Below are 18,575 nucleotides of genomic sequence, written 5' to 3'. Positions count from 1 at the left end.
GATGGGTAACGGCGGGAGCGGGACGCCCTCGCGCCCCGCTCCCGGCCGTCAGTCTTCGAGCAGATCCTCGATCGTGATCGGGATGTGCCGCACGCGGACGCCGGTCGCGTTGTGCACGGCGTTGGCGACCGCGGCCGCCATCCCGACCGTGCCGATCTCGCCGACCCCGCGCGCGCCGACCGCGTTGTGCAGCGTGTCCGGGTACTCGACGAAGTGGACGTCGACGTCGGGGATGTCGGCGTTCACAGGCAGCAGGTAGCTCGCGAAGTCGCCGTTCGCGAGCCGGCCGTTCGCCTCGATCTCCAGGCCCTCGTGCAGGGCCGCCGAGACGCCCCAGATCATGCCGCCCATGAGCTGGCTGCGGGCCGTCTTGTCGTTGATGATCCGGCCCGCGTCGAACACGCCGAGCATCCGCGACACCCGCGCCTCGCGCGTCCACTTGTGCACGCGCACCTCGACGAACTGGGCGCCCCACGAGCTGAACGAGTGCTTGGTGACCTCTTCGCCGGGCGCGGACGAGCCGGTCACCTCGAGCTTCTCGCGGCCCAGCGCGCGCAGCAGTTCGCCGAACGTCATGGTCCGCCCGTCGGCGAAGACGCGGCCGTCGGCGTAGGTGACTTCGGCGCCTTCGAACGGTGCGCCGGGGTCGGCGGCCAGGGCCACCAGCTCGTCGATCGCCTTGGTGGCGGCGATCATGATCGCCGTGCCCGCGCTCGCCGTCGCCGTCGAGCCGCCGGAGAGGCCGCCCGGCGGCAGGGCCGAGTCGCCCAGCTTCGGCGTGATCCGGTCGGCCGGGATGTCCAGCGATTCCGCGCCCACCAGGGAAAGCACGGTCAGCAGGCCGGTGCCCGGGTCCGCGCCGCTCGTCGCCACGACGGCCGTGTCGTCCGCGTTGAGCGTGACGCCGACCGTGGCCGGGAAGCGCAGCGCGGGGAACATCGCGGTGGCCGCGCCCATGCCGACGAGCCAGTCGCCGTCGGTCCGGCCGCCCGGACGGCGGTGCTGCCAGCCGAACCGGGCCGCGCCGACGCGGAAGCACTCGTCGAGGTGCTTGCTCGACCACTGCAGGTCCTTGCCGGGCGGGGCGGTCGAGTTGTTCTTGACGCGCAGCTCGATCGGGTCCATGCCGAGCGCTTCGGCCAGCTCGTCCATCGCGCTCTCCAGCGCGAACGAGCCGGGCGCCTCACCGGGCGCGCGCATGAACGTCGTCGGCGGCACGTTCAGCGGCACGATCTTCTGGCTGATGGCCAGGTTCCGCGTCGCGTACCACTCGCGCGAGGTCCCGTGCGACGTCGGCTCGACGAACGACCGCGCGGTGTCGGTGCTGCACCACGAGTCGTGGCTCAGGGCGACGATCGTGCCGTCCGCTTCGGCGCCGAGCTTGATGGTCTGGACCGTCGCGGCCCGGCCGGCGGTCGCGGTGAAGACCTGCTCGCGGGTCAGCGCGGACTTGACCGGCCGGCCGAGGTCGCGGGCGGCCGCGGCGGCCAGGAACGCCGGCGAGGACGTCCGGCCCTTGCCGCCGAACGCGCCGCCGACGAACGGGTTCACGCAGTGGACGGCCTCCAGCGGCACGTCCAGGGCGCTGGCCAGCTCCATCGCCTGCAGGTTCGAGGCCTGGTTGCCGCTGTAGACGGTCACTTCGCCGCCGTCCCACACCGCGACCGCGGAGTGCGGCTCCATCGCGGCGTGGTTCTGCGTTGCCGTCGTGTAGGTCGCTTCGACGACGACCGGGCTCGCGGTCAGGGCCTCGGCGAAGGACTCGACGCCGTCCTCGAGCACCTCGAGGGTCGGTCCCTCGCCGTCGCGGCCCGGCGGCGCGTCCTCGGCGTCGGCGAGCCCCTCGGCCAGCGACGTCTTGGCGGGCAGCTCGCGGTACGCGACCTCGACCAGGGCGGCGGCGTCGCGCGCCTGCTCGAACGTCTCCGCGACGACGAAGCCGATCGGCTGGCCGTAGTAGGTGACTTCCTTGGTCTGCAGCGGGACCCACGTCTCGCCGAACAGCGGCGAGGTCGCCGTCTTGAGCTTCAGCGGGTCGAACGGCGAGTACACGCCGACGACGCCGGGAGCCGCCCGGACGGCGGAGAAGTCCATCGCTTCCAGCTCGCCGTGGGCGATCGTGCTGAGCACGACGTAGCCGTAGACCTGGCCGGGGAAGGTGTGGTCGGCGCCGTACTTGGCTCCGCCGGTGACCTTCAGCGGCGCGTCCAGCCGGGTGATCATCGGGGGCTCCCCTCGGTCAGTTCGAGCAGCGCGCGGACGATGGTCCGCTTCAGCAGTGGCACCTTGAAGGCGTTGTCCGGCAACGGTGCGGCGCCCTCGGCCGCCACGGCCGCGGCGGCTTCGAAGCTCGCCTGCGTCGCGGGCGCACCGCGCAGCGCGTCCTCGACGGCGGGCAGGTGCCACGGCACCGTCCCGACCCCGCCCGCCGCGATCCGCGCGTCGGCGACGACCCCGTCGCGGACGTCCAGCGCGACGGCGGCGGAGCACAGCGCGAACTCGTAGGACTGCCGGTCGCGCACCTTGACATAGGTGGAGTTCACCGCCCAGTCGAGCCGCGGGACGCGCACCTCGGTGATCAGCTCGCCGGGGCGCAGGTCGTTCTCCAGCGCGGGGGTGTCGCCGGGCAGCTGGTAGAAGTCGCGAAGGGCGACTTCGCGGGTGCCTTCGGCGTCGGCGAGGCTAAGGCGCGCGTCGAGCGCGACGAGGGCGACGGCGACGTCACTCGCGTGCGTGGCCGCGCAGGAGCCGCTGGTGCCGAGGATGGCGTGCATCCGGTTGGCGCCTTCGAGGGCGGGGCAACCGCTGCCGGGCTCGCGCTTGTTGCACGGCATCGCGACGTCGCGGAAGTACGAGCACCGCGTGCGCTGCAGCAGGTTCCCGCCGATGCTGGCCATGTTCCGGATCTGCTGGGACGCGCTCAGCAGCAGCGCGCGCGAGATCGCCGGGTACACCTGGGGGTGCGCGGCGATGGCGCTCATCCGCTCCAGGGCGCCGATCCGCAGGCCGTCGGTGGTGTCGATGCCGCGCAGCGGGACCTCGTTGATGTCGAGGACGTGCTGCGGCGTGAGGACGTCGAGCTTCATCAGGTCGACCAGGGTCGTCCCGCCGGCCAGGAAGGTGCCGGACGACGCGAGGGCGTCCTCGACGGTGGTGGGCGCGGTCAGCTCAAAGGGTCGCATCGGCCCGCCTCGCCTGCTCGACGGCCTTGACGATGTTCGGGTAGGCGGCGCACCGGCAGATGTTGCCGGACATGAACTCCCGCACGTCCTCGACGTCCTGCTCGACGGCGGCCACCGCCGACATCACCTGCCCGGCGGTGCAGAACCCGCACTGCAGCGCGTCCTGGTCCACGAACGCCTGCTGCACCGGGTGCAGCCGGTCCTCTGTGGACAGTCCTTCGACGGTGGTCACCGGCTGCTTCACGGTGGCGGCCAGGGTGAGGCACGAGAGCACGGGCCGGCCGCCGACGTGCACGGTGCAGGCGCCGCACTGCCCGCGGTCGCAGCCCTTCTTCGGCCCGGTGATTTCGAGGCGCTCGCGCAGGGCGTCGAGGAGTGTCACACCGGGATCTACGTCCAGGTGTTCGGTACTTCCGTTGACTTCGAGTGAAATGTCCACTGGTCTCTTTCCGCAGCTCGTCCGGAGGGTGCCCGACGGTGGTGGTGGCGGCGAACAGGGAGCGGATAGTCATCCGCTTCACCTGGAGGCGAGGCTAGCGGATTACAATCCGGTTCGCAACGAGCCGGTCACGCTGGAGCCGCTCCAGGTCTGGGTTAGATTCGGCGGACGGAACGACGAGCGGGAGGGACGATGACGACGGGATCGGTCAGCCCCCGGCGCGCGGACACCCGGCGCAACCACGAGCGCATCCTCGTCGCGGCCGCGGAGTCGCTCTCGAAGGCTGGCGAAGTCTCGTTCAACGCGATCGCCAAGCAGGCCGAGGTCGGCGTCGGGACCGTGTACCGGCACTTCCCGACGCCGGAGTCGCTGATCCTCGCGGTGTACGAGCGCGAAGTGCGGCAAATCGTCGAAATCGTGCCGGTGCTGCTGGAGCGGCGGGCGCCGGACGAGGCGTTCCGCGTGTGGGTGACCGACCACCTGGCGCACTACATGATGACGAAGAAGGGGCTGGCCGACGCCCTGCGCCGCGCGACCGCGTCCCGCGGCGAGCTGCCGGCGAGCGCCTGGGAGGCGATGATCGGCGCGGTCTCCACCTTGCTGGCGGCGAACGAGGCGGCCGGCACCGTCCGCCCGGGTCTGGACCCGGTGGGCGTGCTGCGCGGACTGGCCGGGCTGCTCATGCTCGACCCGAACGGCGAGTGGCGTGGCGCGGCGGAAGACCTCGCCGACCTGCTCTGGCACGGGATGGCGTCCTAGCCGAGCCGGACGGTCACGGTGACCCGGCCCTTCGCATCGCGGTGTGCCACCGCGTGGCCGGTCCGGGCGGCGTCGTCGAGGTCCAGGGTGAGCGGGCCGCCGTCGCCGGTGAAGTTGCGCCACCACTGCTTCGCGTCGGGCAGCCGGACGCCGATGGTGACGACGTCGCCCGCGCGCCGGTAGCCGACGGGCGTGCTGAACGTGCGCCCCGACCGCCGGCCCGTGTAGGTGACCTGCGTGAGGTGGCGGCGGACCAGCCGTCCCCAGCGCGGCGACGTCCGGAGTTCGCCGACGCAGGTGTTGACGCGGTCGACGGCGTTCTTCGGGAGCGGTCCTCGGTACCCCACGGCGGCCTCCTTCGGTCGGTGAAACCCACCGTACCGGAAACCGGAGACTAGTGTTCCGGTTACCGGGCGCGGCTCAGCTCGACGTCGGGAAGGTGAACGCCGCCGAAGCGCTCGTGTGCGGCCATCGGGTCGTGACCACCTTCGCCCGCGTGTAGAAGCGGACGCCCGCGGGCCCGTGGATCGGGCTGTCGCCGATGAGGGAGTCCTTCCAGCCGCCGAAGGAGTAGTAGGACATCGGGACCGGGATCGGCACGTTGACGCCGATCATGCCGACCTTCACCTCGCGCTGGAACTTGCGCGCCGCCTCGCCGCTGCCGGTGAAGATCGCGGTGCCGTTGCCGTACGGGTTGGCGTTGATGATCGCGATCGCCTCGTCCACGGTCTCCGCGCGGACGACCGCCAGCACCGGGCCGAAGATCTCCTCGCGGTAGGCGTCCATCTCGGTGGTGACGTTGTCCAGCAGCGACGGGCCGACGAAGAAGCCCTCCTCGTGGCCGTCGACGGTCAGCCCGCGGCCGTCGACCACCACCGACGCGCCTTGCGCCGCACCACCGGCCACGGCGTCGACGACGCGTTGGCGGGCGGCCTCGGTGACGACCGGGCCCATGTCGCTGGCCGGGTCGCTGCCCGGCCCGACCCGCACCTCGCCGGCCTTGCGCGCGAGGATTTCCACGAGCCTGTCGCCGGCCGTCCCGACGGCCACGCCGACCGAGACCGCCATGCACCGCTGCCCGGCCGAGCCGAACGCGGCGGCCGTGAGGTGGTTCGCGGCGTACTCCAGGTCGGCGTCCGGCAGGACGACCGCGTGGTTCTTCGCACCGCCGAGCGCCTGGACACGCTTGCCGGCCGCGGTCCCGCGCTCGTGCACGTACCGGGCGATCGGCGTCGAGCCGACGAACGACACCGCCGCGACGTCCGGGTGGTCCAGGAGTGCGTCGACCGCCGTCTTGTCGCCGTGGACGACGTTGAACACCCCTTCGGGCAGCCCGGCCTCGGCGTACAGCCGCGCGACGAAGTTCGACGCCGACGGGTCGCGTTCGCTCGGCTTGAGGACGAACGTGTTGCCGGTGGCGATCGCGATCGGGTGCATCCACAGCGGGACCATGATCGGGAAGTTGAACGGCGTGATCCCGGCGACGACCCCGAGCGGCTGCCGGAAGTCGTGCACGTCGACGTCGTGCGAAACCTGGTCGGAGAAGCTGCCCTTGAGCGCGTCGGCGATGCCGCAGGCGTACTCGACGACTTCGCGGCCGCGCACGATCTCGCCGCGGGCGTCGTCGACGACCTTGCCGTGCTCGCTCGAGATGATCCGGGCGAGCTCGTCCTCGTGCTTCACCAGCAGCTCGCGGAACGCGAACATCACCTTGGTCCGCTGGGAAAGCGAGGAGTTGCCCCACGACTCGAAGGCCTTGCTCGCGGCCGCGACCGCGGTGTCGACGTCCGAGGCCTCGGCGAGCACCACCTCCGCCTGCTGCCGCCCGGTGGCCGGGTCGAAGACGGGCGCCGTGCGGGTCGAGCCCGCGGACGTGCCGGTGCCGTTGATCCAGTGTTCGATGGTGTTCACTGTGCTCCTCCAGGTAGTGGCGCTGGGCCTGCCAGGCCGCGGCGTGGGTTTCGCGGGGCCTGCGCGGTGCCGAGTCGCATCACAGCAGTCCCACCGCGGTGTCGACGGCCTTGGCGACGTCCCCGTCGTGCGGGTAGAGCAGCGACCGGCCCACGACCAAGCCCTGCACGGTCGGCTGGGCCAGCGCCTGCTGCCAGGCGGCGAAGGCCGCGTCCGCGTCCTTGACCTCGCCGCCGAGCAGGACCGCCGGCAGGGACGAGGAGGCGAGGACGCGCTCCATGTCGGCCACGACGGGGAGCTTGAGCCAGGTGTAGGCCGACGAGCGGCCGAGCCCGGCGGCGATCGTGATCGACTTGATCACCGCGTCGGGGGAGAGGTCGTTCTTGAGCCGGCCTTCGGTCCAGGTCGACAGGAACGGCTCGACCATCGCGATCAGCTTGCGGTCGGCCAGCTCGTTGACCGCCTTCGCGGTGTTCTCCAGGACGCTCGGTGTGGCCGGGTCGTCGAGGCAGATCCGGGTGAGCGTCTTGCCGCCGTCGAACCGCATCCGCTCGATCGCTTCGGCGTCGTAGCAGGCGAACCGGTCGTCGACTTCGAAGCTCGACCCGGCCAGCCCGGTCCGGTTCATCGACCCGATCACCGTCTTGCCGTCCAGCACCTCGAGCAGCAGCAGGTCGTCGATGACGTCCGCGGTCGCCAGCACGCCGGTGACGCCCGGGCGTTCCAGCGCGAGGCACAGCCGCTCCAGCAGCTCGCCCCGGTCGGCCATCGCCGTCGGGTCGCCGCCCACCGCGTTGGCGCCGCGGGCGGGGTGGTCCGCTGCGATGATCATCGTGCGGCCCTTGTCGTTGAAGGGCGACTCGGCCCGCACCCGGTTCGCGGCCGCCTCGGCGATCGCTTCCGGGTCGTGCACCCGTTTCGCGGCGAGGCGCCGCAGCAGGTCGGTCACCGTTCCGCTCCCAGCATGCACGGGACCTGGTCCCCGGTGGGCATGGCGTCGGAGCACGCCCGTTCGCGGGACTCCCGGAACATCGGCCGGTAGTCGAGGTCGAACCGCGTGGTCATCGATGTCCTCCCCGGAGAGTTGCGGGTCCTTCCGGAATCGACAGTGCCAGTGCCTCGGAACTTTGGCAAGACATATGGACATACAGTCATCCCTATGTCGGGTCGGAGGCGGTAGGCTCCCGGTGGTGAGCACCCTGCCGCCGCTGCCCCCCGGAACGGACGTCACCTGGGACCCGGGCCGGGAGATCGTCGTGGACCCGGGCAGCCCCGAGCCGCTGTACTTCCAGGTTTCGCAGCAGCTCCACGCGGCCATCGAGGACGGCAGGCTCCCCGCGGGGGCGAAGCTGGGCAACGAGGTCGACCTGGCGGCGAGCCTGCGGCTGTCGCGCCCGACGATCCGCCAGGCGATCCAGACCCTGGTCAACCAGGGCCTGCTCGTGCGGCGGCGCGGCGTCGGCACCCAGGTCGTCCGGACGAAGGTGGCGCGCCCGCTGCGGCTGTCCAGCCTCTTCGACGACCTCACGGGGCTCGGCGGCAAGCCGACATCGGTAGTGCTGGCCAACAGTGTCGAGGAGGCGGACGCCGAGGCGGCCGAGCTCCTGGAAGCGCCGAACCTGACGCACGTGCGGCGCCTGACGCGGCTCCGCTCGACCGACGGCGAACCGCTCGCCCTGATGAACAACTACCTGCCCGACGGCGTCCTCGACCCGACCGACGAAGAGCTGCGTGAAAAAGGCCTCTACCAGCTGCTGCGCGCGGCGGGAGTGCGTTTGCACGCGGCGGAGCAGAGCATCGGGGCCCGCCTGGCGACCGAAGAGGACGCGCAGCTGCTGGACGAGGAGCCGGGGGCGGCCCTGTTGACCATGCAGCGCACGACCTACGACGACACCGGCCGCGTGGTCGAGTACGGCTGGCACGTCTACCGCGCGTCCCGCTACGCGTTCAACCTGTCGCTGACGAACGGCCCCCGGTAGTCCACGCCGGACTCAGGAGTGGACGCGGTCCGCCGGGGGCACGGGCTCCCGCGCCCCCGTCCGTTCCGCGCCGATCCCGGCCGCCACGACGAGCAGAACCCCCGCCACCGCACCGGGATTCGGCACCTGGTGGAGGACGACGAGCCCGATGGTCAGGGCGATGGCCGGTTCCAGGCTCATCAGCGTGCCGAACGCGGACGTGGTGAGCCGGCGCAGCGCGAGCATCTCCAGGCTGAACGGGATGACCGGCAGCAGCACCGCGAGCCCGAGGCCGACGAGCAGCAGCTCCCAGGTCAGGTGCCCGAACACGCCCGGCCCGTAGGCGAGCGTCGCCACGATGCCCGCCACCGGCATCGACACGGCGAGCCCGCGCACGCCCGCCACCTCGTCGCCGACCCGTTGCGTCAGCAGGATGTAGGCCGCCCAGCACACCGCGGACGCGAGCGCGTAGCCGACGCCCAGCAGGTCGGCGCCGCCCCGCCACGGCTCGGTCAGCAGCACCACGCCGAGCGCGGCGAGGACGGGCCACAGCCGCTTGCCCCCGCGGCCCTGCGCGACGGCGACGGTCAGCGGGCCGAGGAACTCCAGCGCGCTCGCCGTGCCCAGCGGCAGCCGGGCGACGGCCTGCATGAACAGCATGGTCATCCCCGCCGTCACCACGCCGAGGCCGCAGCAGGCCAAGAAGGTCGTCCGCCGGAACGTCGACGGCCGCGGCCGGACCACGACCAGCAGTAACACGCCGGCCCACGCGAGGCGCAGCCATGCGGCGCCCTCCGGTCCGATGCGGTCGAACAGGCCGACGGACACGGCGAGGCCGAGCTGGACGCAGAGCATCGCCGCGACGGCCATGGCCGCTCCGGCCCGGGGTGAGGACAGCACGGGTCCAGGAAAGCCGAGCCGGACCGTCCATGTCCACGTGCCGATCATGGACGTACTGTTCACCAATCCTGGACAATGACGGGATGGACACCCGCAGGCTGCAGTTTCTTCTCGAGCTGTCCCGCCACGGCTCGATGCGGGCCGTGGCGGATGTGCTCGGCACCACGACGTCGACGGTCTCGCAGCAGATCGCGGTGCTGGCGAAGGAAACCGGCGCGCCGCTGCTCGAGCCGGACGGCCGTCGCGTGCGGCTGACCCCCGCGGGACGGCGCCTGGCCGAGCACGCCGTGACGATCCTCGCCGCGGTGGAAGCCGCGCGCGCCGACCTCGACCCCCACGCCGAGCCGGCCGGTACGGTCCGCGTCGCCGGGTTCGCCACGGCCGTGCGGCGCTCGGTCCTCCCGGCAGCGGCCGCGCTCGCCGAGGACCACCCCCGGGTGCAGCTGCGGATCAGCGAGTACGAGCCGCACGAGGCGTTCGCCGCGCTGCTGGCCGACGACATCGACCTCGCCCTCACCTACGACTACGACCTCGCCCCGGCCACCACGGACCCCGCGGTCACCGTGAGTCCACTGTGGACCGCCAGGTGGGGCCTCGCGGTCCCGGCCGCCGACGCGGCGAATGGCGACACGGTCGCCGTCTTCGCGGCGTTCCGCGACCACGGCTGGATCGTCAACTCCCGCAACACCGCCGACGAGGACGTCATCCGCAGGCTGGCGTCGATGGCCGGGTTCACCCCGCGCGTCACGCACCGGGCGGACAGCCTGGAGCTGGTGGAGGACATCATCGCGACCGGCCCGGCACCCGCCGTCGGCCTGCTGCCGGCGGCCCGCACGACGCGGCCCGGAGTCACGCTGCTGCCGCTCGCCGGCCCGGACGTCCGGCAGCGCGCCTTCGCGTGCACCCGCCGCGGGCGGGAGGTGTGGCCACCGCTCGCGCTGGTCCTCGGGCTCCTGGCCCGCTGACGCCGAACGGAACCACCGACACAGGCGGCCCTCACGCCGCCGCCGGATGCGCGGCGAAGAACTGCGCGATCACGTGCGTGGCGTCCAGCGCGGGCGACGGCGGATCGATCCCGGGGACGCGGCCGTCGAACCGGCTTCCCCGGGCGCCCGGCCACTGGTGCCCGGCGCCGGCGATGGTGATCAGCTCGACCGCGCGTCCGCCGGGACAGATCGCGGCCGACGTCGTGACCACACCGGTCGTCGAAGTCGCCGGGGCCGGGCAGCGGTCGACCTCGCGCCAGCGGGCGACGACGTCGGGGACCGGCGGGCCGTCGATGCGCGCGACGCCGCGGCCGGGGCTTCCGTCGTAGGGGATGTTCTCGTCGGCCGTGCCGTGGAGGTGGAGCACCGACACCGGCGCCGGCCGGGGACAGTCGCCCAGCTGGGTCGCCGAGTCCGGCGCGATCGCGGCGAAGAGCGTCGTCGCGCAGGCCAGGCGGTAGGCCATCATGCCGCCGTTGCTGATGCCCGTGGCGTAGACCCGTGCCGGATCCACGTTTTCGGCACGGCTCACGTCCGCGACGAGCCGCGTCAGGAAGCCGACGTCGTCCACCCCGGCCCGGCCCGGCTGCCCGCAGCAGCCGCCGCCGGCGTTCCAGGCCCGGCCGACGCCGTCCGGGTAGGCGACCAGGAACCGCCCGGCATCGGCTTCGGCGTCCCAGCCGTAGGCCGCTTCGGCCTGCTCGCCCGAGCCGAACCCGCCGTGCAGCACGAGCACGAGCGGCACCGCGCCGGTCAGCCCGGCCGGGCGGTACAGCCGGTAAGTGCGCTCGATCCCGCCCATCGGCACGGTCCGCGTCGAGGTGGCCGGGGGAGCGCACCCGGCGAGCGCGAGGGCCAGGACGAGAACCAGCGGGAGACGGCGCACGCACCGGAGGGTCCCCGTCGCCGGTGAAGACCGCGTACGCGTGGTGTTCGAGCTGCGTAAGGACCCTGACCTATGCGCCGAACACGCCGAGGCCGAACGGCGTGAACTGCATGACGCCGTCCACAGTGTCCTCCCAGAAGATGCCGAACGTCCCGTCGCCGAGCCGGACCATGCTCGAGTACGCGGCGCCGCCGTCGAAGACCCGCCACGCGGCGGGCCAGGTGGCGCCGCGGTCGGTCGACAGCCAGACCGTCAGGTTCGTGCGGCTCGCCGTCGACGCGCACCCGGACACGAGCAGCCAGTCGCGCCGCGCCGACGTGTCGTCCGGGTCGACGCGGACCAGGTCGCCGTTGCACGACGGGTCCGGCAGGTCCGGGCGCACGGACGCCGTCCACGGCCCCGCCATCGACGGCGCGGTGAAGAACCGGCGGGCGCCCGGCGTGCCCGGCCGCGCCGAGATGAGGAAGCTGCCGTCGGACAGCTGCACCCCGTGGTTCTCGCCGGGGTTGTTCGCGGTGATCAGGGCGCTGCGCTGCCAGGTCTGGCCGTGGTCGGCCGAAAAGGCGGCGAACACGCCGGACGTCGACGACCCGGCGGCGACCTGGTAGCTGTAGGGCACGTAGAGCGTGCCGTCCGCGCCCACCCAGCCGTGCCCGGAAGATGCGAACAGCCCCCACATGGCCGACGTCTTGACCTGGCCGATCAGTTCCTGCTGGGCCGACCAGGTCACGCCGTCGTCGTCGCTGTAGCGGCAGCACGGGCGCACCGACGTCGTGGTGGACGGGCTGGTCGAGTTGTCGCTGTTGGCGTAGCCGACGCCCGGCGGGGCGTACAGGTAGTGCGCGAAGATCCGGCCCGTGGCCGGGTCGGTCAGCAGGCACACGTCGCCGCACCCCCACGCGGTGGCCGGGGTGTCACCGCCGGTGTGCCGCGCGAGGACGGCCGGGGCGCCCCACGTCGCACCGCCGTCGGTGGACCGCGCGCACACGACGTCGATCACGTTGGGCAGGTCGGCGCCCGAGCCGATGCGGTGGTCCCACGCCGCGATCAGGGTGCCCGCCGTCGTGCGGGTGATGCCCGGGATCCGGTAGACGTCGGACCCGGCGTCGGTGGCCAGCCTTCGGGAACCCCCGGGGTCCCCGGCGCTTCAAAACGCCGACAGCCACGCGGGAAGGGCGGTGGTGCTCCAGCCGGTCGTGAAGTCCATGACGTCCGGCAGCGTCGTCGCGGCCCGGGTGAGCGCGGTGTACGCACCGGGCGCCGGGTTGAGGAAGCCGGCTCCGGCCACGTTGTTCGCGCTCGGGGTCGTCAGCCGCGGCGGAGTGGCGCCGGCCGCGGTGCACGTGAACACCAGCGCCAGCCAGTTCGGTGTGACCGCCGCGGCGGCGCCCCACGCGACGTCGACCTTGGCACCGGCCGTGGTGAACGGCGCGGCGGCGGGGGAGGAGATCCGTGTCAACGCGCCCTGCGACGGCCCGCTGTACGCGGTGACGGTCACCGAGTTGCCGGCCGTGCCGGAACTGCTGGAGGTCACGTACCGCGTGCCGGTCGACGAGAACGCCGCGGTCACCGGGATGAGGTAGGCGTACTGGTTCCCGGCCCGCAGGCTGGCGAAGTTCACGGCGGCGTTGAGGGCCGAGCGGGGCATGGTGGAGACGAGGTCGCCGAAGGCCTGGGCATCGGCTTCGCCCCAGCCTCCGAAGGTCGCGGCGGTCATTGGTGAGTCTCTCCCCGTGGCCTCGGTCGGTGTCGTCTTCGAACTGGTCGCCCTCGGCCCGGCCTCCGTTACGGGCGAAGGCACGAGACCGCGTTCGAGGCCGCGGCGCTCCGGCCGGTCAGGCGTCGGAGCGGGGTCGCTGCAGGGTGAAGGTTTCGAACGCCTTCAGGGCGCCGTCGGTGCCGACGACGTCGTAGTAGGTCACCCGCATCGTCGTCACCCCGCCGCGGTGGGTGCCCGGGTCGACCGTGAAGGCCGCGAAGCCGTAGGAGTTCGCCGCGTCGCGGACCGCCGACCAGGGGGCGTCTTCGGTGACGTACACCGGCGGCCGCTTACCCGTCGCCGGGTCCGCGGCGCCGACGTTGGTGATCACCCGGCAGCGGGGCGGGGTGAAGAACAACTGGTTCGACGGCGCCGACGTGCCACCCCCGCCGAGTACCATGTGGACAGTGCCCTTCGAGGTGTCGACGACGTCGGTGCGGGTCGAAGCGGGCACGGGCGTCCGCGTCGGGTTCGCCGCCGAGCCGCGGATCGGGTGCGAGCGCTCGTAGTGGTGCTCGTGACCGCAGACGACCAGGTCGACGCCGTAGCGGTCGAACAACGGCACCCACTCCTCGCGGACGCCGAGGTCGGCGCCGTTGAACTGGTCGGCGGTGCTGATCGCGACCTGGTGCATGCAGACGACCACCCAGTCGACGCCGCGGTCGGCCCGGGCCGCGCTCAGTTCCTTCTCCAGCCAGGCCTTCTGCGCGCCGCCTGAGTAGCCGCGGACGTAGGAGTTGCCGCCGTCCTGGTAGCAGATGTCGTCGTTGGCGAGGCTGATCACGCGCACCGAGCCGACGGTGAAGGAGTACCAGAGGCCGCGGGTGACGTCGGTCTGCCCGGACGCCGGCGGCACCGAGAAGTACGTCTGGTAGGCGGCGTAGCCGATCGGGCCGTTGCCCAGCTCGTTCTCGTGGTTGCCGGCGGCGGGCATCCACGGGCGGTTGCGCGCGCTGCGGCTGTTGTTGGTCCAGAAGTCCCACCAGGTCCGGACCCGGTCGGTGGCCAGGTTGGCGTAGCAGAGGTCGCCGTTGAACAGGTGGAACAGCGGCCGCACGCGCTCGACGCCGGCGGTGGTGTCGCCCGCGGCCGGCGAGCCGAGGTTGTCGTTGACCAGCGGCGGGTTCGGCAGGGTGACTCCGGCCGGCGGCACGTAGCGCTTGCCGAGCGTCGGGGTGCCCTGGTCGCCGAAGCTGGTGAAGGTGAACTTCGCGCGGCCGCGCGGCGCGGTGCGGAACGTCGCGAGCACCGGTTCGGCGCCGTCGTGCAGCGCGGCGTAGATGTACTCGCTGTCCGGCTGAAGCCCGCGAAGCGACGCGTGGAAGGCGTAGACGACCTGGCCGGACTTCGCGTCGGTGTAGCTGACGGTCTTGGCCGGGACGCTGCGTTCGTACCGGCCATCGGCCCGGCCGAGGAGCACGCGGGCGTTGCGCGTCGGCTGCAGCGCGTGCCACGAGACGACCACTTCGCCGGCGGCGTCGGCGCCGAACTGCAGGTGCAGTCCGGCGACGGCGGGGGACTTCGCCGGGTCGCCGTCGGTCGTGGTGAGCTCGACGGCGGGCTCGGCATCGGCGGTCCCGGCGAGCGGCCCGGCGGCGAGCGCGACACCCGCGGCGGTGAGGAACCCGCGGCGACTCACGTGGTGGGTGAAGATCTTCTCGTCGTCAGTCATCCGCACACGGTTGCCCACCGGCGCCGCGCTTTCCACCCCGCTCCGGTGAACGGATCCGAAACTAACTCGCGCTGGGCGGCGCTATGTCCGTTTGGGCCGGAACGACGACGACCTTGCCGTGCACCGCGCCCTCGGCGGCCCGGGCGTGCAGGGCCGACAGTTCGGGCAGTGCCACGCGCTCGGCGACGTCGACGCGCAGTTCGCCGCGGTCGACCGAAGCGACCAGCTTCGCCAGCTGTCCGGCGTCACTGCGGACGAACAGGTCGATGCCGCGCACGCCGCGTGCTTCGTCCGCGGGGGCGGGCATCCACACCGTCGTGTTCACCACGACGCCGCCTGGCCGGACCAGCGTGACGAGCGCGGCCAGCGCGGCCGGGTCGACCGGCGCGAGGTTGAGCACGACGTCGACCGGCTCGGTCACCGCCGCGGTCACCCCGGTGGTGGTGTGGTCGACGACTTCGTCGGCACCGGCGGCCTTGACCGCGTCGCCGCTGCGCGGGCCGGCCGTGGCGATGACGTGGGCACCGGCGCTCTTGGCCAGCTGCACGGCATAGCCGCCGACCGCTCCGCCGGCGCCGTTGATCAGCACGCGCTGCCCGGCCGTCAGCTTGGCGTGGTCGAACAGCGCCTGGTACGCGGTCAGCCCGACCACCGGCAGCGCGGCGGCGTCGGCCAGCGGGAGGTTCTGCGGCGCGGGCGTGAGGACCTCGGCCGGCGCGAGGACGTAGTCCGCGGCGGCGCCGTCGCCGTCCATCGGCAGGAAGCCGATGACCGCGTCGCCGACCTGGAAGCCGTCGACGCCCTCGCCCAGCGCGTCGACGGTCCCCGCGACGTCGAGGCCGGGGGTGTGCGGCAGCTCGACCGGGATCGGGCCGCGCATGAAGCCGCCGCGGATGTTGCCGTCGACGGAGTTGAACGACGTCGCGGCGACGCGGACCCGGACCTGCCCGGCTCCGGGAACCGGCTGCGCCACGTCCTCGTAGCGCAGGACGCCGGGGTCGCCGTACTCGTGGAAACGCACTGCCTTCATCGGAGTTCTCGCCTTCGCCGAGTTCGATTCGCTTCGAATTCGAAGCAACTGCGGACCACGGTACTGCTGCTTCGAATTCGAAGCAAGTGAGACGGGTCACCGTCCGCCGGGTTCCCTTGATCCACGGCCCTCAGGATCGTGGCAGCGGGCGTGGTCAGCCTGGGCCGGTTTGGCCCACCCGGACCACGGCCGGGTGCCCGGAGGCGCGGACGACCTCGCCGAGCCGGGCCGCGTCGGCCGAGCCCGGCTCGGCGGTGAGGACCACGGCCATCAGGTCGTCGCCGGGCACGTCGAGCAGGGCGCCGTCGAGCGCGATCGCGCCACCGTCCGGATGCCGGAAGACGGCACGGTTCTCGGCGATGGCCGGCGTTTTCGGGGTGCGCCACAGGGTGTCGAACGGACGGCTGCCGGTGCGCAGCTCGTCGACGAGCGTGCCGAGCGATTCGTCGGCCGGGTAGCGCAGGTGGGCGTCACGCAGCCGGGTGGCGAGCACGGCCCGGAACCCGGCCTGGTGCTCGTCGGTGCGATCGATCTCCGCGCGTGCGTCGCAGAACGTGCGCCACGCCACGTTCCAGTCCCGCGCGGTCCCGGTCGCCGTCCCGCCGCCGAGTGCCAGCCACGCACCGTTGACGGCGACGACGTTCCACGCCGCGTCGGTCAGGAAGGCGGGGGTGTCGCCGAACCGCTCCAGGAGCCGCACCGCGGTCGCCCCGGCTTCGCGCGGCACCTGCCCGTCGGCCGCGGCGTACCCGGCGAGGGCGCAGAGCCGCTCGTAGTCCGCCCGGCCGAGCCGCAACGCGCGGGCGATGGCGGTGACCACGCCGGCCGAGGGGTGCCGCCGCCCCTGTTCCAGCCGCCGGAGGTAGTCCGCGGACACCCCGGCGAGCTCGGCGAGTTCTTCCCGGCGCAGCCCGCGCACCCGCCGTGAGCCGCGCGGTCCGCCGCCTGCCGGCCCGGCGGCCGCGGGCTCGGTGTGTTCGCGCAGCCAGCGGACCGCGGCGCCGAGGTCGGTCGAAGACATGCCGCCAGTGTGCACCGGCGAGGGACGTCCCCTTCGAATTCGAAGCAGTAAGCTCCCGGTCATGTCTGACGCACCACCGTCGCTGGACCCCGTGCAGCTCGGCGCCTACTTCGACCTGATCGAGGTGACCAGCCTGCTCCGGCACGCGGTCGAGCAGCAGCTGCGCGAGGCCGGCGACCTGAGCTACGTCCAGTTCCAGCTGCTGGCCCGGCTCGGCGACGCCCCGTCCGGCAGCCACCGCATGACCGACCTGGCCGACGGCGTGGTCTACAGCCGCAGCGGCCTGACATACCAAGCGGGCCTGCTGGAAAAGGCGGGCCTGGTAACACGCACCCCCTCCCCGGACGACGACCGAAGCACAACGGTGACGATCACGGAAGCGGGCCGCGAGCGTCTCGCCAAAGTGCTGCCAGGACACGTCGAGGTGGTGGGAGGCTTGCTCTTCGAGCCGCTTTCCCGCGACGACGTGGAAACTCTCGCCGCGTTGCTGGCCCCCGTACGAGACCACATGCGTTCAACGCCCCCTCGCTCGGCGGCGCCACGTCACCGCGCGAAGAACGAGTAAGCCCGCCTGAGAAATAAGCGAAGACAGTGCGCCGGAAACGGCGGCTCAGGGAATCCTGTGCCCCCGGTGAGATTCGAACTCACACTGGACGGGTTTTGAATCCGTTGCCTCTGCCAGTTGGGCTACGGGGGCGCGACGCAGTGACTCTACGGGATCACCGGCACCCCGCTGTGAGTGGGTCGGGCGTGTCACTACGTGGTGAACGCCATCTCGTCAACTGGATCGTTCCCGGTAGGCTTCAGGTTCGCGGGAAGCCGCGAGACCCCACGTCCCGCCGAGTCTTCAGGAGGACCCCGGTGACCGATCAGGCTACCGAGGCCAACGGTGCCGACACCGTGCCGCAGCGTCGGGTGCTCGTCGCGGAGGACGAGGCGCTCATCCGGCTGGACCTCGTCGAAATGCTGCGTGAAGAGGGCTATGAAGTGGTCGGGGAGGCGGGGGATGGCGAGCAGGCCATCTCGTTGGCCACCGATCTCAAGCCCGATCTCGTGATCCTCGACGTCAAGATGCCCAAGCTGGACGGGATCGAGGCCGCGGCCAAGATCACCGGTGACCGGATCGCGCCCGTCGTGATCCTCACCGCCTTCAGCCAGCGTGATCTCGTCGAACGCGCGCGTGACGCCGGCACCATGGCCTACCTCGTCAAGCCCTTCGCCAAGCGGGACCTCGTGCCCGCCATCGAGCTCGCCGTGAGCCGGTTCTCCGAGCTGCAGGCCCTCGAGGCCGAGGTCGCGGGGCTCACGGACCGGCTCGAGACGCGCAAGGTCATCGACCGCGCCAAGGGCCTGCTGATGAGCCGCCAGGGGCTCACCGAGCCCGACGCCTTCCGCTGGATCCAGCGCACCGCCATGGACCGCCGGACCACCATGAAGGCCGTCGCCGAGGCGGTCGTCGAGAGCATCGGGAGCTAGCCGAACCCGGCGGCCGGCGGGCAGAATCACGAACGTGAAACTGCTCCCGGCCGTCGTCGCTCTCGCCCTCCTGACCGGCTGCGAAGCGGCCCCGAGCGCGCCCGCGCCCACCACCTACGAGCTGCCGCCGCGGCAGGTGCGGCCCGACGAGACCGCCCTCAAGGTGCCGCCCGCGAAGAACGGCGACACCGAGTTCACCCTGATCGGCCTGGCCGCCGGGCTGCCCAGCATCACCGGCAGCCACGCCGAGATGCTCCCCAAGGGCCAGTACGTGCGCCTGCGGCTCGTCGTCACCAACACCGGGACCTCCAGCGTCCTGTTCGACACCAAGCGCCAGCTGCTCGTCGACGACCAGGGCGCCACCCACCCGTCCGACGAGCAGGCCATGCTCATCAAGCGCCAGCCCGCCCAGTTCGACCTCGGGCACGGCGTGCGCGTCGAGTTCGACCTCTACTGGGACATCCCCAAGGACCGGAAGCCGGTCGCCCTCCGGGCCTTCGGCGGGCCGACCATCACCGACATGAAGAACGTCAACGGCACCGACGTCAAGCTGTGAAAAGGGGCCCGGCACACGAAGTGCCGGGCCCCGTGGAACA

19 protein-coding genes and 1 tRNA gene are annotated in these 18,575 nt (G+C 72.3%); 6 read left to right on the top strand and 14 right to left on the bottom strand.

Going from position 1 to position 18,575, the window contains the following annotated elements:
- Positions 1–48: 48 nt before the first annotated feature.
- From ACWEN0_RS34400 to ACWEN0_RS34390, 3 genes are read right to left on the bottom strand one after another with little or no spacing between them, the layout of a single operon-like run.
- Complete coding sequence (locus tag ACWEN0_RS34400) at positions 49–2,223, bottom strand: xanthine dehydrogenase family protein molybdopterin-binding subunit (protein WP_451983257.1); 2,175 nt, start codon at positions 2,221–2,223, stop codon at positions 49–51.
- Complete coding sequence (locus ACWEN0_RS34395) at positions 2,220–3,182, bottom strand: FAD binding domain-containing protein (protein WP_451983254.1); 963 nt, start codon at positions 3,180–3,182, stop codon at positions 2,220–2,222. Before ACWEN0_RS34395 ends, ACWEN0_RS34400 begins: the two co-directional genes overlap by 4 nt.
- Positions 3,169–3,621, bottom strand: coding sequence for a (2Fe-2S)-binding protein (locus tag ACWEN0_RS34390; protein WP_451983251.1), 453 nt, complete (start codon positions 3,619–3,621; stop codon positions 3,169–3,171). Before ACWEN0_RS34390 ends, ACWEN0_RS34395 begins: the two co-directional genes overlap by 14 nt.
- A 192-nt stretch (positions 3,622–3,813) precedes the next feature.
- Between ACWEN0_RS34390 and ACWEN0_RS34385 the strand changes: the two genes are divergently transcribed.
- Positions 3,814–4,380 carry a TetR/AcrR family transcriptional regulator gene (locus ACWEN0_RS34385; protein WP_451983248.1) on the top strand — a complete coding sequence of 189 codons (567 nt, stop codon included), beginning with the start codon at positions 3,814–3,816 and terminating at the stop codon, positions 4,378–4,380.
- Here the strand turns inward: ACWEN0_RS34385 and ACWEN0_RS34380 are convergent.
- The 3 genes from ACWEN0_RS34380 to ACWEN0_RS34370 form a co-directional block, all read right to left on the bottom strand.
- A complete protein-coding gene (locus tag ACWEN0_RS34380) occupies positions 4,377–4,727 on the bottom strand; it encodes a hypothetical protein (RefSeq protein ID WP_451983245.1) in 351 nt (116 codons plus the stop codon). The two genes, ACWEN0_RS34385 and ACWEN0_RS34380, sit on opposite strands and share 4 nt — an antisense overlap.
- A gap of 73 nt (positions 4,728–4,800) precedes the next feature.
- Complete coding sequence (locus ACWEN0_RS34375; RefSeq protein ID WP_451983242.1) at positions 4,801–6,291, bottom strand: CoA-acylating methylmalonate-semialdehyde dehydrogenase; 1,491 nt, start codon at positions 6,289–6,291, stop codon at positions 4,801–4,803.
- Positions 6,292–6,370: 79 nt separating this feature from the next.
- Positions 6,371–7,240: a Cgl0159 family (beta/alpha)8-fold protein gene (locus ACWEN0_RS34370; protein ID WP_451983239.1), complete on the bottom strand. Its 870-nt coding sequence runs from the start codon at positions 7,238–7,240 to the stop codon at positions 6,371–6,373.
- 250 nt (positions 7,241–7,490) lie between these two features.
- On the opposite strand from ACWEN0_RS34370, the gene ACWEN0_RS34365 reads away from it, so the two are divergent.
- On the top strand, positions 7,491–8,270 hold the full coding sequence (locus tag ACWEN0_RS34365) for a GntR family transcriptional regulator (RefSeq protein WP_451983527.1): 780 nt from the start codon (positions 7,491–7,493) through the stop codon (positions 8,268–8,270).
- 12 nt (positions 8,271–8,282) lie between these two features.
- Here the strand turns inward: ACWEN0_RS34365 and ACWEN0_RS34360 are convergent, their stop codons facing one another.
- The gene (locus tag ACWEN0_RS34360; protein ID WP_451983236.1) at positions 8,283–9,197 is read right to left on the bottom strand and encodes an EamA family transporter; all 915 of its coding nucleotides are present in this window, start codon (positions 9,195–9,197) and stop codon (positions 8,283–8,285) included.
- 35 nt (positions 9,198–9,232) lie between these two features.
- Here ACWEN0_RS34360 and ACWEN0_RS34355 point away from each other — a divergent pair, with 35 nt between their 5' ends.
- Positions 9,233–10,114: a LysR family transcriptional regulator gene (locus tag ACWEN0_RS34355; RefSeq protein WP_451983233.1), complete on the top strand. Its 882-nt coding sequence runs from the start codon at positions 9,233–9,235 to the stop codon at positions 10,112–10,114.
- Between the two features lie 31 nt (positions 10,115–10,145).
- Here the strand turns inward: ACWEN0_RS34355 and ACWEN0_RS34350 are convergent, their stop codons facing one another.
- From ACWEN0_RS34350 to ACWEN0_RS34325, 6 genes are all read right to left on the bottom strand, one after another.
- Positions 10,146–11,021, bottom strand: a complete 876-nt coding sequence (locus ACWEN0_RS34350) for an extracellular catalytic domain type 1 short-chain-length polyhydroxyalkanoate depolymerase (protein ID WP_451983230.1) — start codon at positions 11,019–11,021, stop codon at positions 10,146–10,148.
- A gap of 70 nt (positions 11,022–11,091) precedes the next feature.
- Positions 11,092–12,069 carry a sialidase family protein gene (locus ACWEN0_RS34345; RefSeq protein WP_451983525.1) on the bottom strand — a complete coding sequence of 326 codons (978 nt, stop codon included), beginning with the start codon at positions 12,067–12,069 and terminating at the stop codon, positions 11,092–11,094.
- Positions 12,070–12,168: 99 nt separating this feature from the next.
- A complete protein-coding gene (locus ACWEN0_RS34340) occupies positions 12,169–12,738 on the bottom strand; it encodes a hypothetical protein (protein ID WP_451983227.1) in 570 nt (189 codons plus the stop codon).
- A 118-nt stretch (positions 12,739–12,856) separates the two neighbouring features.
- Positions 12,857–14,452 carry a fibronectin type III domain-containing protein gene (locus ACWEN0_RS34335; RefSeq protein ID WP_451983224.1) on the bottom strand — a complete coding sequence of 532 codons (1,596 nt, stop codon included), beginning with the start codon at positions 14,450–14,452 and terminating at the stop codon, positions 12,857–12,859.
- Between the two features lie 61 nt (positions 14,453–14,513).
- Positions 14,514–15,482 (bottom strand): NADP-dependent oxidoreductase, encoded by a 969-nt coding sequence (locus tag ACWEN0_RS34330; protein WP_451983221.1) that lies wholly within the window; start codon positions 15,480–15,482, stop codon positions 14,514–14,516.
- A gap of 154 nt (positions 15,483–15,636) precedes the next feature.
- Positions 15,637–16,503: a helix-turn-helix domain-containing protein gene (locus tag ACWEN0_RS34325; RefSeq protein WP_451983218.1), complete on the bottom strand. Its 867-nt coding sequence runs from the start codon at positions 16,501–16,503 to the stop codon at positions 15,637–15,639.
- 61 nt (positions 16,504–16,564) lie between these two features.
- Between ACWEN0_RS34325 and ACWEN0_RS34320 the strand changes: the two genes are divergently transcribed.
- The gene (locus ACWEN0_RS34320; RefSeq protein WP_451983215.1) at positions 16,565–17,068 is read left to right on the top strand and encodes a MarR family winged helix-turn-helix transcriptional regulator; all 504 of its coding nucleotides are present in this window, start codon (positions 16,565–16,567) and stop codon (positions 17,066–17,068) included.
- A 58-nt stretch (positions 17,069–17,126) separates the two neighbouring features.
- Here ACWEN0_RS34320 and ACWEN0_RS34315 read toward each other — a convergent pair.
- A tRNA-Leu gene (locus tag ACWEN0_RS34315) sits at positions 17,127–17,200 on the bottom strand.
- A gap of 164 nt (positions 17,201–17,364) precedes the next feature.
- Here ACWEN0_RS34315 and ACWEN0_RS34310 point away from each other — a divergent pair.
- Both ACWEN0_RS34310 and ACWEN0_RS34305 read left to right on the top strand, forming a co-directional pair.
- The gene (locus ACWEN0_RS34310) at positions 17,365–17,979 is read left to right on the top strand and encodes an ANTAR domain-containing response regulator (RefSeq protein ID WP_086851473.1); all 615 of its coding nucleotides are present in this window, start codon (positions 17,365–17,367) and stop codon (positions 17,977–17,979) included.
- 34 nt (positions 17,980–18,013) lie between these two features.
- Complete coding sequence (locus tag ACWEN0_RS34305; protein ID WP_451983212.1) at positions 18,014–18,535, top strand: DUF4352 domain-containing protein; 522 nt, start codon at positions 18,014–18,016, stop codon at positions 18,533–18,535.
- Positions 18,536–18,575: the final 40 nt, after the last annotated feature.

The organism is Amycolatopsis sp. NPDC004378, assembly GCF_053602455.1.
Note: the sequence above shows the minus strand (reverse complement) of the source record. Positions and strands in the feature narration are given on the sequence as shown.